The sequence below is a fragment of the Micromonospora sp. RTP1Z1 genome (assembly GCF_033804685.1).
In the GTDB taxonomy this organism is placed as follows: domain Bacteria; phylum Actinomycetota; class Actinomycetes; order Mycobacteriales; family Micromonosporaceae; genus Micromonospora.
Genome location: NZ_JAPFQV010000061.1, coordinates 25,178 through 39,844, shown reverse-complemented (window position 1 = coordinate 39,844; position 14,667 = coordinate 25,178). Strand labels below are relative to the sequence as shown.

The 14,667-nt window shown below is 75.0% G+C and carries 12 protein-coding genes; 10 read left to right on the top strand and 2 right to left on the bottom strand.

Annotated features, from left to right (window positions below):
- Positions 1 to 321 precede the first annotated feature (321 nt).
- Both SLP03_RS25195 and SLP03_RS25190 read left to right on the top strand, forming a co-directional pair.
- Positions 322 to 1,362: a Replicase polyprotein 1ab gene (locus tag SLP03_RS25195; RefSeq protein WP_319463108.1), complete on the top strand. Its 1,041-nt coding sequence runs from the start codon at positions 322 to 324 to the stop codon at positions 1,360 to 1,362.
- Positions 1,359 to 2,378 carry an HAD-IIA family hydrolase gene (locus SLP03_RS25190; RefSeq protein WP_319463106.1) on the top strand — a complete coding sequence of 340 codons (1,020 nt, stop codon included), beginning with the start codon at positions 1,359 to 1,361 and terminating at the stop codon, positions 2,376 to 2,378. Before SLP03_RS25195 ends, SLP03_RS25190 begins: the two co-directional genes overlap by 4 nt.
- Before the next feature lie 33 nt (positions 2,379 to 2,411).
- Here SLP03_RS25190 and SLP03_RS25185 read toward each other — a convergent pair whose 3' ends face one another.
- Positions 2,412 to 2,747 carry an SCP2 sterol-binding domain-containing protein gene (locus SLP03_RS25185; RefSeq protein ID WP_319463105.1) on the bottom strand — a complete coding sequence of 112 codons (336 nt, stop codon included), beginning with the start codon at positions 2,745 to 2,747 and terminating at the stop codon, positions 2,412 to 2,414.
- A 114-nt stretch (positions 2,748 to 2,861) separates the two neighbouring features.
- Between SLP03_RS25185 and SLP03_RS25180 the strand changes: the two genes are divergently transcribed.
- The 5 genes from SLP03_RS25180 (at position 2,862) to SLP03_RS25160 (ending at position 9,378) form a co-directional block, all read left to right on the top strand.
- A complete protein-coding gene (locus SLP03_RS25180; protein ID WP_319463104.1) occupies positions 2,862 to 3,407 on the top strand; it encodes a hypothetical protein in 546 nt (181 codons plus the stop codon).
- Between the two features lie 28 nt (positions 3,408 to 3,435).
- The gene (locus SLP03_RS25175) at positions 3,436 to 3,696 is read left to right on the top strand and encodes a hypothetical protein (RefSeq protein WP_319463103.1); all 261 of its coding nucleotides are present in this window, start codon (positions 3,436 to 3,438) and stop codon (positions 3,694 to 3,696) included.
- Positions 3,697 to 3,718: 22 nt separating this feature from the next.
- Positions 3,719 to 4,570, top strand: coding sequence for a TlyA family RNA methyltransferase (locus SLP03_RS25170; RefSeq protein WP_319463102.1), 852 nt, complete (start codon positions 3,719 to 3,721; stop codon positions 4,568 to 4,570).
- Entirely contained in the window at positions 4,567 to 5,451 is an 885-nt protein-coding gene (locus tag SLP03_RS25165) for an NAD kinase (protein WP_319463101.1), read from the top strand. Before SLP03_RS25170 ends, SLP03_RS25165 begins: the two co-directional genes overlap by 4 nt.
- A gap of 198 nt (positions 5,452 to 5,649) precedes the next feature.
- Positions 5,650 to 9,378 (top strand): S8 family peptidase, encoded by a 3,729-nt coding sequence (locus tag SLP03_RS25160; RefSeq protein ID WP_319463100.1) that lies wholly within the window; start codon positions 5,650 to 5,652, stop codon positions 9,376 to 9,378.
- A 181-nt stretch (positions 9,379 to 9,559) separates the two neighbouring features.
- Here SLP03_RS25160 and SLP03_RS25155 read toward each other — a convergent pair whose 3' ends face one another.
- Entirely contained in the window at positions 9,560 to 10,558 is a 999-nt protein-coding gene (locus SLP03_RS25155; RefSeq protein ID WP_319463099.1) for a helix-turn-helix domain-containing protein, read from the bottom strand.
- Positions 10,559 to 10,639: 81 nt separating this feature from the next.
- Here SLP03_RS25155 and recN point away from each other — a divergent pair, with 81 nt between their 5' ends.
- The 3 genes from recN (at position 10,640) to SLP03_RS25140 (ending at position 14,664) form a co-directional block, all read left to right on the top strand.
- Positions 10,640 to 12,397: a DNA repair protein RecN gene (gene recN, locus SLP03_RS25150; RefSeq protein ID WP_319463098.1), complete on the top strand. Its 1,758-nt coding sequence runs from the start codon at positions 10,640 to 10,642 to the stop codon at positions 12,395 to 12,397.
- A gap of 119 nt (positions 12,398 to 12,516) precedes the next feature.
- Complete coding sequence (gene steA / locus SLP03_RS25145; RefSeq protein WP_319463097.1) at positions 12,517 to 13,695, top strand: putative cytokinetic ring protein SteA; 1,179 nt, start codon at positions 12,517 to 12,519, stop codon at positions 13,693 to 13,695.
- Between the two features lie 27 nt (positions 13,696 to 13,722).
- Positions 13,723 to 14,664 carry a copper transporter gene (locus tag SLP03_RS25140; protein WP_319463096.1) on the top strand — a complete coding sequence of 314 codons (942 nt, stop codon included), beginning with the start codon at positions 13,723 to 13,725 and terminating at the stop codon, positions 14,662 to 14,664.
- Positions 14,665 to 14,667 lie beyond the last annotated feature (3 nt).

The window sequence follows — 14,667 nt, the reverse complement described above, 5'->3', positions numbered from 1 at the left end:
GCGCCTCGTGAGGGTGGCTTCCGCGGTGGTGACCGTCGTGAGGGCGGCGCCCCGCGTGAGGGTGGCTTCCGGTCCGGTCCCCGTGAGGGTGGCTTCCGTGGCGGCGACAGCCGCGAGGGTGGTTTCCGTCGTGAGGGCGGCGCGCCGCGTGAGGGTGGCTTCCGGGGCGGTGACCGGGCGGGGCAGGGCGGCCACGGCGCCGGCTCGCAGGACCGGCGGGACGACCGTCGGGACCGGGCCGAGGGCGGCGAGCGCGTCACCGGACCGGCGCTGCCGGACGAGATCGTCGCGACCGACCTCGACTCGACCGTTCGGGCCGAGCTGCTCTCGCTGGCCAAGCCGGTGGCGGAGACCGTCGCCCGGCACCTGGTCGCCACCGGTCAGCTGATCGACGAGGACCCGGCGGAGGCACTGGCGCACGCGCTGGCCGCTCGTCGGCTCGCCTCGCGGATCTCCGCGGTGCGGGAGGCGGTCGGGCTGGCCGCGTACCACGCGGGAGAGTGGCAGTCGGCGATCGCCGAGCTGCGGACGTACCACCGGATGACCGGTCTGCAGAGCCACCTGGCGGTGCTGGCCGACTCCGAGCGGGCCCTCGGGCGTCCGGAGCGGGCAATCGACCTGTTCCGCGGCGCCGACCGGGAGAAGCTCGACCAGTCCGTCGCGGTCGAGCTGCTGATCGTCGCCGCCGGCGCGCGCGGCGACCTCGGCCAGAAGGACGCGGCCGTGGCCATGCTTCAGGTCCCCGAGCTGACTGCCGACTCGTCCGAGTCCTGGGCCGCGCGGCTGCGCTACGCCTACGCGGACGCGCTGCTCGCGGTGGGTCGGCGCGAGGAGTCGCGGGAGTGGTTCTCCCGGGCCGCCGACCTGGACTCCGACGGGGAGACCGACGCGGCGGAACGGCTGCTCGAGCTCGACGGCGTGATGATCGAGGGCGACGAGGAGGACGAGGAGTCCCCCGTCGAGGAGTTCGCCACCGGACCGGGCGCTCCGGGTGCCGTGTCGGCCCGGCCCGACGCCGACCTGACCGGCGAGAACACCGAGCCGGACGAGGGCACCGACGTCGACGACGAGGACGAGGAGCTGTCCGACGAGGACGAGGATGAGGACGACGACCTCGACGGCGACGCCCGCCACGAGGACGACGACCTTGACGACGAGGACGACGACCTCGACGGCGAGGACGACGAGAACGACGGCGAGGGCGGCGACCGCGACCGCGGCGACGACGGTGACGACCTGGCCGAGGACGAGCTGACCGACGACGAGGCGGGCGTGGCCGCGGACCAGGTCCGGTCCGGCGAGACCGACCGGGCGGGCGGCGCGGCCGAGGCGGCCGGCGGGTCGGAGTCGGACCAGCGATGACCACGGGCGCCGGGGAACGGCTGGTCGACGGGTACGCCCTGGTCGTTTTCGACCTCGACGGGGTGATCTACCTGATCGACCGGCCGATCCCCGGTGCCGTGGAGGCGGTCGGCCGGCTGCGCGCCGACGGCCGGGCGGTGGCGTACGCCACCAACAACGCCTCGCGCCGCTCCAGCGAGGTGGCCGACCTGCTCACCGGCATGGGCGTCCAAGCCCGGCCGGAGGAGGTGGTCAGCTCGGCCGCCGCCACCGCCGAGCTGCTGCGCGACCGGCTTCCCGCCGGCGCGCCGGTGCTGGTGGTGGGCGCGGAGGCGCTGCGCGCCGAGATCCGTGCCGTCGGCCTGCGCCCGGTGTCCCGAGCCGATGAGGAGCCGGTCGCCGTGGCCCAGGGGTACGGCCCGCAGGTCGGCTGGGTGGACCTGGCCGAGGCGTCGCTGGCGGTTCGCGCCGGCGCGCCCTGGTACGCCACCAACCTCGACCGCACGCTCCCCAGCGAGCGGGGTCCGCTGCCCGGCAACGGATCGCTCGTGGCCGTGCTGCGTACCGCCCTGGGTCGGGAACCGGACGTGGTGGTCGGGAAGCCGGAGCCGGCCCTGTTCGCCACCGCCGCCCGCCGGGCGGGCACTGGGCGGACCCTGGTCGTCGGCGACCGGCTGGACACCGACATCGAGGGCGCCCGGCGGGCCAAGCTGGACAGCCTGCTGGTCCTCACCGGCGTCAGCGACGTACCCGAGCTGCTGGCCGCCCCCGAGGCGCGCCGGCCGACGTACGTCGCCATGGATCTGGCCGGGCTCTTCGATCCGGCGGCGGTGGTCCGGCTCCCCGGCGGGCCCGACGGCGGGGGTTGGTCGGTGACGGTGACCGACGGCGGCCTCGCGCTCGGCGGCGCCGGGCGCCCGCTGGACGCCCTGGCCGCGCTCTGCGCGGTCGCCTGGGCGGCCTCGACCGGCCCGCGGGTGCGGGCGGTGTCGCCGGAGGCGGGCGAGGCGCTGGCGGCGCTGGGGCTGTCGGCCTGACACCGGCCCGGAGCAGCCTGACGCCGGCTCGGCTCAGAGCAGCTTGCGGAGCTTCATCAGGTCGAACGGGTTGGCCTTGATGGACACCCGGCGGGCGGCCAGCGCCTTGGTGATGTCGAGCTGACCGTGCACCAGGGCTACCAGGTCGTCGCTGCCGGCGCTCAGCGCGATCTTGGCCTTCGGGTCGTCGCCGTCGGCGAGGTCGACCAGCCGGCCGCCCGAGAGCCGGCCGTGGAACGCGGTGCCCAGGTCGGTGATCCGGCAGGCCAGCGTCCGGTCCAGCTCGATCCGGCCCTGCACGTCCGCGTGCCGGTCCAGCCGGGCGGCCAGCTCCTGCAACGCCTGCCGGCACTCGTCCACGCTGGCCACATCGTCTCCTCAGCACATGCCACGCCGTTCCCCGGCACCGTACCGCAACGGGTGGTCGGAGGGGCCCGGTAGCGTGACACCTGCACACCCCCCGCTCCGCGGAAGGACTCAGGCATGCAGGACGCGTGGCGCGCCTACCTTGAGCTGGCCATGGGCCTGACGGAGGCGCCCCGGAAGAAGGCCCAGGGCGCCGTTCGGCGCGTGGTCGGTCAGGGTGGCGCCACCGCCGGCCAGTTGCAGGCGCTCGCCGAGGAACTCGTCTCCACCGGCATGGCGAACCGGGAGGCGCTGACCAAGCTGGTCCGCTTCGAGGTGGACCGGGCCCTGGGCGCGGTGGGGCTGGCCACCGCCGACGAGGTCGCGGAGCTGACCCGCCGGGTGCACGAGCTGGAGCGGCAACTACGCGAGGCGAAGGCGGTCCCGGCCGAGGCCACCGCCGCCGCGCCGGTCTCCGTCGTGCCGGGGCGCTCCGCGCCCACCCCGACGACGGCGGTGGCGAAGAAGCCCGTGGCGAAGAAGGCGATCGCCAAGAAGCCGCCGGCCACCGTGTCGCGCACGCCCGTCGAGGAGTCGCCCGCCACGCCGGTCCGGCCGACGAAGAAGACGCCTGGCCGCACGCAGACGCCGGGCCGTAAGCAGACGCCCGGCGGCGGCGCGTGAGCGCCCCCACCGGCCGCCGGGTCGCGCCGTGACCGTCCCGTACCGTCCCGTCCCGCCGCCCGCCGCCCGGCCCGGTCCGCCGGTCGGCGCGCGTCCGGGCCCGCCCGGGGTCCGCCCCGGCCCGGCGCCGTCGTTCGAGGACGTCGAGGACGCCCGGCACCCGGCAGTGGACGCCGCCGTGCAATCCATGATCAACGCCGCCGCGCTCTCCCCGGCGGACCAGATCGCCCAGTACGAGGCGGCGTACGAGACCCTGCGCGAGACCCTCGCCAGCATCGACCAGGCCTGACCCCACCGGAGAAGAACCACCCATGGCACGTCGCAACCGGCTGGATGCCGAACTCGTCCGCCGCGGCCTGGCCCGCTCCCGTGAGCAGGCCGCCGCGCTGGTAGAGGCCGGCCGGGTCCAGTTGCGCGGGGTGCTGGCCCGCAAGCCCGCGGCCATGGTCGATCCCGCCGACCCGCTGCTGGTCACCGGCGAGGACCCCGCCGCCGCGTACGTCTCGCGAGGCGGCCACAAGCTGGCCGGCGCCCTGGCGGCGTTCGCCCCGGGCGGGCTCACCGTGGCCGGGCGGCGTTGCCTGGACGCCGGCGCCTCCACCGGCGGCTTCACCGACGTGCTGCTGCGCGCCGACGCGGCGGAGGTGGTGGCGGTCGACGTCGGCTACGGCCAGCTGGCCTGGCCGCTGCGCACCGACGACCGGGTCCGGGTGTTCGAGCGCACCAACGTCCGTACGCTGACCCCGGAGATCATCGGCGGCGAGGTCGCCCTCACCGTGGCCGACCTGTCGTTCATCTCGCTGCGGCTGGTGCTGCCGGCGCTCGCCGGTTGCACCAGGGCCGACGGCGACCTGGCGCTGATGGTCAAGCCGCAGTTCGAGGTCGGCAAGGAGCGGGTCGGCGCGGGTGGGGTGGTGCGCGATCCGGAGCTGCGGGCCGAGGCGGTGCTCGACGTGGCCGCGGCGGCGGCGCAGCTCGGCCTGGGCCTCGCGGACGTGGCCGCCAGCCCGCTGCCCGGGCCCAGCGGCAACGTCGAGTTCTTCGTATGGTTACGCCGGGGCGCGCCCGCCGCGGACCCGGAGCGGGTCCGCGCGGTGGTCGCCGCCGGTCCCGGGGGCGTCCCCCCGCCCGCGGATCCCACGATCGAGGAGGTCGCCCGGTGAGCCGGACCGCTCTGCTGGTGACGCACACCGGCCGCCGCCGCAGCACCGAGCACGCCCGCGCGGTGGCGGGCGACCTGATCGCCGCCGGGTTCGAGGTGCGGGTGGTGGCCGAGGAGGCCGACGACCTGGACCTGCCCGGCGTGGTCCCGGTGACCGGGCCGGAGGCCGCAGAGGGTGCGGAGATCGTCTTCGCGCTCGGCGGCGACGGTACCTTCCTGCGCGCCGCCGAGCTGGCCCGACCGGCGAAGGCCCCGCTGCTCGGCATCAACCTGGGCAAGGTCGGCTTCCTCGCCGAGGCCGAGATCGGCGACCTGGACGCCGCGGTACGGGACGTGGTCCGGCGCAACTACACCGTCGACGAGCGGCTCACCGTCGACGTGACCGCCGAGTTCGATGGCGGCCCCACCATCGAGTCGTGGGCGCTCAACGAGATCAGCGTCGAGAAGGGCGAGCGGGCCCAGATGCTGGAGCTGCTCGTCGACGTCGACGGCCGTCCGCTGTCCCGGTACGGGTGCGACGGGGTGGTCTGCGCGACCCCGACCGGCTCCACGGCGTACGCGTTCTCCGGCGGCGGGCCGGTGGTCTGGCCGGAGGTGGAGGCGCTGCTGCTGGTGCCGATCAGCGCGCACGCGCTGTTCAGCCGGCCGTTGGTGACCGCGCCGACGTCGACCTTCGTGATCACCGTCGACCCGTTCACCACCCTGGCGGTGCTCTGCTGCGACGGGCGGCGGGTCTACGACCTGCCCCCGGGGGCCAGGGTGACGGTGCGCCGGGGCACGCTGCCGGTGCGGATCGTCCGGCTCCGGGCCCGACCTTTCACCGACCGGCTGGTCGCCAAGTTCGACCTGCCGGTGCAGGGCTGGCGGGGCAGCCGCCGCTGACGCGGGCGACCCCTCGCCGGTCGCCGGCCGGCGGCAACCCACCGGATTTCCGGCGGTCCGGCCCCGGTCGTCCGTTGTCCACCTGGCGACATGTCGCCGATGCGGCGGGCCGCAGCTAGTGACCATCGATGATCTCCGTCGCAGACTCCGATCGGTCGATCTTTTGGGATCGGCCATCGGAGCAGAGGAGCACATCGCATGCATTGGCCCCCACGCTGGCTCACCGCCGGCGCCGTCGGCGCGCTGGTGGTCGGGCTCGCCGCACCGGCGTCCGCCGACCCGCCCGTCCGGCCCATCCCCCCGGTTCCGGCCGCGCCCGTTCCGGGCGGCGCGCCCGCGCGCATCACGCTGATCACCGGCGACCAGGTCGACCTGGTCCAGGCCGCGCCCGGCCGGGTCGCCGCCACGGTCCACCCCGGCCCCGGCCGGGAGCGGATCACGTTCCACACGGTGACGGCCGACGGCGGGCTGCGGGTGCTGCCCAGCGACGTCGTGCCGTACGTCTCCGCCGGGGTGCTCGACGCCGACCTGTTCGACGTGGAGGAACTGGCCGCCGAGGGCTACGGCGACGCCGCGCAGGGCGCGCTGCCGCTGATCGTGCGCTACCAGGAGCCGGCCGCCGGCCGGGTCCGGCCGCTCGCCGGGGCCACCGCCGCCCGGCCGCTGGAGAGCATCAACGGCGCCGCGCTGCGGGTCGGCAAGGGCGACCTCGGCGAGCTGTGGACCACGCTGCGCGGCACGCCGGCCGGACGTACCGCCGGGGCTGCGCCGGCCCGGCTCGGCGCGGGCGTCGCCCGGGTCTGGCTGGACGGGCGGGTCCACCCGGCGCTGGAGCACAGCGTGCCGCAGATCGGCGCCCCGGCGGCGTGGGCGGCCGGCCGGGACGGCAACGGCGTCCGGGTGGCCGTGCTCGACACCGGCGTCGACGCCACCCACCCCGACCTGGCCGGTCGGATCGCCGAGGCGCAGGACTTCTCCGGCAGCGGCAGCGCCCGGGACGGCCACGGCCACGGTACTCACGTGGCGGCCACCATCGCCGGCAGCGGCGCCGCCTCCGACGGGCTGCGCAAGGGCGTCGCCCCCGGCGCGCAGCTGCTCATCGGCAAGGTGCTGGACGACGCCGGCTCCGGCTACGACTCGGCGATCATCGCGGGCATGGAGTGGGCCGCCCACTCCGGCGCGAAGGTGGTCAGCATGAGCCTCGGCGGCCCCCCGACCGACGGCACCGACCCGATGAGCCAGGCGGTCAACGACCTGACCGCCGAGACCGGCGCCCTCTTCGTGATCGCCGCCGGCAACTCGGGCGAGGCGGGTACCGTCGGGACGCCCGGCGCGGCCAGCGCGGCGCTCACCGTCGGCGCGGTGGACCGCGACGACAACCTGGCCGACTTCTCCAGCGGCGGCCCGCGCGTGGGCGACAACGGCCTGAAGCCGGAGATCACCGCGCCGGGCGTCGGCATCGTCGCCGCCCGCGCCGCCGGCACCGCCATGGGTACGCCGGTGGACGACGCGTACACGCGGGCGTCCGGGACGTCGATGGCCACCCCGCACGTCGCCGGCGCGGCGGCGATCCTCGCCCAGGAACACCCGGACTGGACCGCCGGGAAGCTCAAGGACGCGCTGGTCAGCACCGCGAAGCACAACCCCGCGCTGACCGTCTTCGAGCAGGGCGGCGGCCGGGTCGACGTGGCCCGCGCGCTCGGCCAGCGGGTGTACGGCTCGGCCACCGCCGACTTCGGCCGGCTGGTGACCGGTGGCGCGGCTGCGGAGCGGACCGTGACGTACACCAACGGCACCGCCGCGGCGCAGACCCTGCGGCTGGCCCTGGAGCTGCGCAACCTGGACAGCGGCGCGGCCGAACCGGACGGGGTCGCCGTCGGTTCCGCCGAGGTGACCGTGCCTGCCGGTGGCAGCGTGGCCGTCCCGCTGCGCGCCGACCCGGCGAAGCTGGACCGGGGACCGCACGGCGGGTGGCTGGTGGCCACCGGCGCGGACGGCGTCACGGTACGCACCGCCGTCGGGCTCACCCTCAGCGGCCCGATCCACACCGTCACGCTGCGCGCCCTGGACATGGCCGGGCAGCCCGGCGTGGCGCCGGTGGCCACGCTCTTCGGCGAGCACCCCGAGTCGGACCGCCTGCTCTGGCTTGCCCCCGGGGGGGCGGAGGTGCAGGTCGAGGAGGGCCCGTACCTGCTGGAGGGGCTGATCGAGCACGGGGCCCCGCTGGACGAGCAGATCACCCTGGTCACCGACCCCGAGCTGATGGTCGACCGGGACCTGACCGTGGTGCTCGACCCGCGCAAGGGCACCCCGGTGCGGATCGAGACGCCGAAGCCGACCGAGCAGCGGGCGGCGATCAGCTTCTACGAGCACCGGATCTTCGGCAACGGCCGGCAGATCGACCACGGTGTGATGACGTTCAGCACCATCCAGCAGGTGAACGTCACGCCGACCCAGCCGGTCCGCCAGGGCGAGTTCGAGTTCGCCTCCCGCTGGCAGCTGGTCGCGCCCATGGTGGACGCCCGGATCAGCGGGGTGTCCGGTCCGCTGGACATCAACCTGCTGGGCCAGTCGCCGGCGCCGACCGGCCGGCGGAAGCTGCCGCTGGTCTGGGCCGGTACCGGGACGCCCGCCGAGCTGGCCCGGGCCCGGGGCGCCGCCGCGCTGGTCGCCGGCAGCTTGGACCGCGTCGAGGAGGAGCAGGTTGCCGCGGCTGTGGCGGCCGGCGCCGCGGCGGTGCTCATCGTCCGGCCGGCGGACCGGAGCGCGTGGACGGTCTGGCGCCCCGACGGGGACCGCCTGCCGATCCCGTCGATGGTGGTGGCGTACGACGACGGCCAGCGGGTGATCGCGGCGGCGAAGGCCGGCCGCGCGACGCTGGACCTGACGCTGACCGTGGACAGCCCCTACCTGTACGACGTGTTCCAGGTGTCCACGGGCCGGGTGCCGGAGCGGATCGTGCACACGGTCACCGCGGAGAACACCGCCGAGGTGACCGCCCGCTACTCCGATACCGGCGGGTTCGACTGGGCCAGCGAGCAGCGCTTCGGCTGGCGCCCCTGGCAGCAGTACTCATGGAACGACGACCAGCGGATGGTGCACACCGGCACCACCCGCCAGGAGTTCGTCAGCGCCGGGGACTCCTGGTGGCAGCAGCGGGTGATGCACCAACTCACCTGGTCCTGGGGGCACCTGACCAGCGGGCTCACTCAGCAGCCCCGGCGGTACGACGCCGACGACCGGGTCACCGAGACCTGGCACGCCCCGGTGGTCCGCCCGGCCGTGCCGGCCGGCGGCGGGGCGCGGGTGCCCACGCGCACCGGCGACACGCTGGACCTGCGGGTCGCCGAGTTCGTCGACGCCGACGGCCACTACGCCCCGGCCGGCGGCAGCGAGGAGCAGGACACGGTGCGGGCCCGGCTGAGCCGGGACGGGCAGCAGATCGCCGACCTCTCCGCCGGCTGGGTGCCGGTGCCGACCACGCCAGGTGCGGCCCGGTACCGGCTGGACGTCACGACCCAGCGCTCCTCGGACGAGTGGCGGTGGGCCACGCGTACCGAGACGGCCTGGCAGTTCACCTCGGCCCGGCCCGCCGGTGACGCCGCCCATCCGCTGTCGCTGCTGCAGGTGGACTACCAGGTCCCGGCCGACCTGCGAGGCGAGGTGCCCGGCGGCCGGCCCCACCAGCTCGGGCTGACGCTGCGCCAGCCGGCCGGCGTGCCGGCGCCGACCGGCACCAGCCTGCGGGTCGAGGTGTCGTTCGACGGCGGGAGCACCTGGCGGGCGGTGCCGGTGCACGGCTCGGGCACCCGGTTCACCGCCACGGTGCCGGCCGGACGTGGCACGGTGTCGCTGCGGGTGCACGCCGGCGACCGGGCCGGCAACACCGTCGATCAGACCGTGGTCGACGCGTACGGGCTGCGTTGAGCCGGCGCCCGCGCGGTCACCCCCCTCCGCGCGGGCGTCCCGTCGGGCCGCCGGGGTTCCACCAGGGGGTGGCGGGAACCCCGGCGGCGCCGCGGCCGGCGGTCCGGTCCGGGTCCGCGTCCTCTCCGATGACGCGGACCCGGGCAAGCCGACGGCCGGTGGTCGTGGGGTGTCGGACGGGTCAGAGCCAGTCCCGGTGGGCGGCCTGGTAGGCCAGACCCGGTCGGGTATCGACCCCGGCCAGGGTCATCAGGTCAGCGAGCCGCCGCTGGATGGTGCGGCGGCTCACCCCGAGCTGGGAGGCGATGGACTTGTCCGGCACCCCCGCCACGAAGAGCGACAGCAGCAGCCGCTCGTCGGCGTCCGGGCCGCCGTCGGACCCGGCACCGGCCCCGGGCAGCAGCGGGGTGGCCGCGGTCCAGTGGCTGTCGAAGAGGGCCAGCAGCGCGTCGAGCAGCTGGCTGCGGCCGATCACCGCGGCGCTCGGTTCGCCACTGGCCCGGTCGGGCACCAGCGGGCAGATCGCGGTGGTCCGGTCGGCGATGGCCAGTCGTACCGGGAGCAGCCCGGTGACCCGGGCCTGCTCGCCGCTGCGGACCGCCTTCTCCACGTCGGCGAGGGCTCCCGGCTCGGCCAGCAGGTCGCGTTCGTAGATCGCCCGGTAGCTGACCCCGCGGGCCAGCGCGGCGAACTCCTCCTCGTTCTCGGGGCCGGGCATGGCCAGCGGGTTGGCCCGGCAGAACCAGAGCACGTCGGCGCGGGCGTCGTCCTGCAGCCGGCGCAACCGGGCGCGCAGCGCGTCGGTGCCGGTGACGATCTCGACCAGGTGGTCCGCGTCGTGCCGCCGTACGCGGGCCCGGTACTCCTCGGTGAGCTGGGCGACCCGGCGGCGGGCGGAGTCGAGGGACTGCTGCTGGCGCAGCAGTTCGTCGCCGAGGGCCACGTCCGGGGGCAGCGGCCGCAGCGGCGGGTCGGGCTCGGCGCCGGCCGGCGCGACCAGCCCGCGTCCCCGCAGCCCGTCCAGCGCCCGGGCGATCCGGTCGGCCGGCAACGGCAACTGCCGGGCCAGCTCCGCCCGTCCGGCGGTGGACAGCCGCAGCAGCGCCCGGTAGACCTGTTCCTCGTCCTCGCCCAGGCCGAGTATCCGCAGCACCGGCCGTCCACCGTTTGTCCCGTCCACGAGCGCTGATGGTACGACCGGCGGCCGCGCGGCCCGCGCCGGCTGGTCAACTGTCGGTGACCGCGTCTACTGTCGGGTGCTGTGCTGGAAGAGCTGCGCATCACCGGACTGGGCGTCATCGAGGACACCACACTGCCGTTGACCGGCGGGATGAACGTCATCACCGGCGAGACCGGTGCGGGCAAGACCATGGTGGTGACCGGTCTGGGCCTGCTTTTCGGTGGCCGGGCCGACGCCGGGCGGGTGCGGGCGCAACCGGGCCGGGCGGTGGTGGAGGGGCGGCTGCGCCTCGACGGCCGGGTGGCCGACACCGTGCACGCCCGGATCACCGACGCCGGCGGCGAGCCCGACGAGGACGGCTCCCTGCTGCTGAGCCGGACGGTCACCGTGGAGGGCCGGTCCCGGGCGCACCTGGGCGGCCGGAGCATGCCGGTGTCGATGCTCGGCGAGGTCGGCGAGCAGGTGGTGGCCGTGCACGGCCAGTCCGACCAGTTGCGGCTGCTGCGCCCGGCCGAACAGCGGGCGGCGCTGGACCGGTTCGCCGGCCCGGCGCACGAGAAGCTGCTCGACGCGCTGCGCGAGGCGTACACGGGGTGGCGGACGGTCGTCGACGACCTGGCCGACCGGCGGCGCAACGCCCGCGAGCGCAACCAGGAGGTGGACCTGCTCCGGCTCGGCCTGGACGAGATCACCCGGGTCGACCCGCAGCCCGGCGAGGACGACGAGCTGAAGGCGGAGGCGCAGCGGCTGGAACATGCCGAGGGGCTGCGCACCGCGGCGCAGCTGGCCCACCAGTGCGTCGCCGGCGGGGTCGAGGCGACCGACGAGACCCCGGACGCGACGGTGCTGCTCGGCACCGCCCGGCGCACCCTGGAGGCGCAGGCCGGCACCGACCCGGCGCTCGGTGAGCTGGCGGCCCGCCTGGAGGAGGCGGCGACCCTGGTGGCCGACGTCTCCGCGGAGCTGTCGGCGTACCTGGCGGCGCTGGACGCGGACCCGGCCCGGCTGCAGGTCATCTACGAGCGGCGGGCGGCGCTGCGCGCGCTGACCCGCAAGTACGCCGACGACGTCGACGGTGTGATCGCCTGGGCCGAGCGGGCCCGCACCCGACTGTCCGACCTGGACAACTCCGACGAGCTCCTGGACGAGCTGGAGCGGGAAATGTCCCGGCTGGCGGGTGAGGTGGCCGAGCTGGCCGGGCGGGTCTCCGCCTCCCGGCAGGAGGCGGCGGTCCGCTTCGCCGAGCAGGTCACCGTCGAGCTGGCCGGGCTGGCCATGCCGCACGCCCGGATCGAGGTGGCGGTGCTGCCCCGACCGGCCGGCAGGTCCGAGCCGAGCCTGCCGGTCAACGGCGTCGAGGCCGGGGTCGGCCCGGACGGCGCGGACGAGGTGGAGCTGCGCCTGCTGGCCCACCCGGGCGCGCCGTCGCTGCCGCTGCAGCGGGGCGCCTCCGGCGGCGAGCTGTCCCGGGTGATGCTCGCCATAGAGGTGGTCTTCGCCGGCTCCGGCGGTCCGCCCACCCTGGTCTTCGACGAGGTGGACGCGGGCGTCGGCGGGCAGGCGGCGGTGGAGATCGGCCGCCGGCTGGCCCGGCTGGCCCGCAGCCACCAGGTGCTGGTGGTCACCCACCTGCCCCAGGTGGCCGCGTTCGCCGACCGGCACCTGGTGGTGGCGAAGGACACCGGGGGAGCGGTGACCACCAGCGGCGTACGTGTGGTGGAGGACACGGATCGGGCCCGGGAGCTGGCTCGGATGCTCGCGGGTTTGCCGGATTCCGATCTGGGTATCGCGCATGCCGAGGAACTCCTGGCGTTGGCGGCCAAGGAAAGGCGGCCGTGACCCCGGCGTTTGTGACCGGAGGCACACCGGCGTGCGCTCCGGTGTGCTTCCCTGGGTAGGCGGCCCTGCTCAGGCATGTCGCGACAGCAAAACCTGCCTCACATGCCAGGATGGTCACGATGCGTCTACCCACGTTGCGCCGGACCCGGAACACGGAACCGGGCTCAGTTCTCGGCACCGCGCGCCTCGACCGCCGTACGAAACGGCTGGTTGGCCGGCTCCGACCCGGCGACATCGCGGTCATCGACCACGTCGACCTGGACCGGGTGGCGGCGGACTCGCTGGTCGCCGTCGGCGTCGCCGCGGTGCTCAATGCCAAGCCCTCGGTCTCCGGGCGCTACCCGAACCTGGGGCCGGAGGTGCTGGTGGCCGCCGGCATCCCGCTCCTCGACGACCTGGGCGAGAGCGTCTTCGAGCAGATCCGCGAGGGCGACACCGTCCGGATCGAGGGCAACACGGTCTTCGTCGGCGAGGAGCCGATCGCGCACGGCGCCCTGCAGGACGCCGAGACGGTGGCCAAGGCGATGGCCGACGCCCGGGAGGGCCTGTCGGTCCAGTTGGAGGCGTTCGCCGCCAACACCATGGACTACCTCAGGCAGGAACGCGACCTGCTGCTCGACGGGGTCGGCGTACCGGAGATCCAGACCCAGATGCAGGGCCGGCACTGTCTGATCGTGGTCCGCGGCTACGACTACAAGGCCGACCTGGACGTGCTGCGCCCGTACATCCGAGAGTTCAAGCCGGTGCTCATCGGCGTGGACGGCGGCGCGGACGCCCTGGTCGAGGCGGGCTACACCCCCGACGTGATCATCGGCGACATGGACTCGGTCACCGACGACGTGCTGCGCTGCGGCGCCGAGGTGATCGTGCACGCCTACCCGGACGGCCGGGCGCCGGGCCTGCCCCGGGTCACCGGCCTCGGGGTGCCGGCGATCACCTTCCCGGCCGCCGCCACCAGCGAGGACCTGGCCATGCTGCTGGCCGACGAGAAGGGCGCCTCGCTGCTGGTCGCGGTCGGCACCCACGCCACGTTGGTCGAGTTCCTCGACAAGGGCCGGGGCGGCATGGCCTCGACCTTCCTGACCCGGCTGAAGGTCGGCGGCAAGCTGGTCGACGCCAAGGGCGTGAGCCGGCTCTACCGGCAGAGCATGTCCGGTTCCTCGCTGCTGCTGCTGGTCCTCTCGGCGGTCGCCGCGATGGCCTCCGCGGTGGCGGTCTCCACCGTCGGGAAGGCGTATTTGGGCGTGGTCTCCGAATGGTGGGACAATTTTGTGTTCCAGCTCGGCCAGCTCTTCTAGCTCCCCGACGATCAAGAGGCTGCAAGCGTGATCAACTTCCGCTACCACGTGGTGTCCCTCACCGCGGTCTTCCTGGCGTTGGCGATCGGCCTGGTGGTCGGCACGGCCGCCCTCAACGGGCCGGTCGCCGACTCCCTCAAGGAGAACGTCAACGCGCTGCGCAAGGACAACCAGCAGATGCGCCAGTCGGTCAACAGCATGCAGAAGGAGCTGGAGCTCGAGGAGGACTTCGCGGCGGAAATGGCGCAGGTCGTCCTTCCCGGCAAGCTCACCGGGCGCCGCGTGCTGGTGCTCGACCTGCCCAGCGGCCGCGAGCACACCGACGGCGTGCTGAAGATGCTGCAGCAGGCCGGCGCGAACGTCACCGGCCGGGTCGACCTGCAGGACAAGTTCATCAACCCGGACAGCAACAACAACCTGCTGGAGCTGGCCGCCACCGCCGCCCGCCCGAACAGCGCCCCCACCTCCGGGCTGCCCGGCAACGGCCACGGCGTGGAGACGTCCAGTGCCCTGCTGGCCAGCGTCCTGCTCGACCGCGCGCAGGGCAACCCGCCGGTCTCCGACGCGGACCGCAAGGCCGTGCTGGCGGCGTACTCCAACGCCGGCTACCTCAGCACCGAGAACAAGGTCACCGGGCCGGCCGAGTCGGTGGTCCTGGTCAGCGGCCAGCCGTACGTGGACAAGGACTCGGCGAAGAAGGACGAGTCGGTGGTGAAGGTCGCCGAGCAGTTCGACCGCGCGGGCGCGATCGTGGTCAGCGGCAACGGCTCGGCCGGCGGCAACGTGGTCTCCGTGGTGCGCGGCGACCCGGTGCTCTCCCAGACCATCTCCACCGTCGACAACGCCAACACGGTGCAGGGTCAGCTGGTCACCGCGCTCGCGCTGGTGCAGCAGCTCACCGAAAAGAAGGCCGGCCAGTACGGTGTCGGCGACAACGCCGCGGCGCTGCTGCCTAAACTGCCCCAGTGAGCG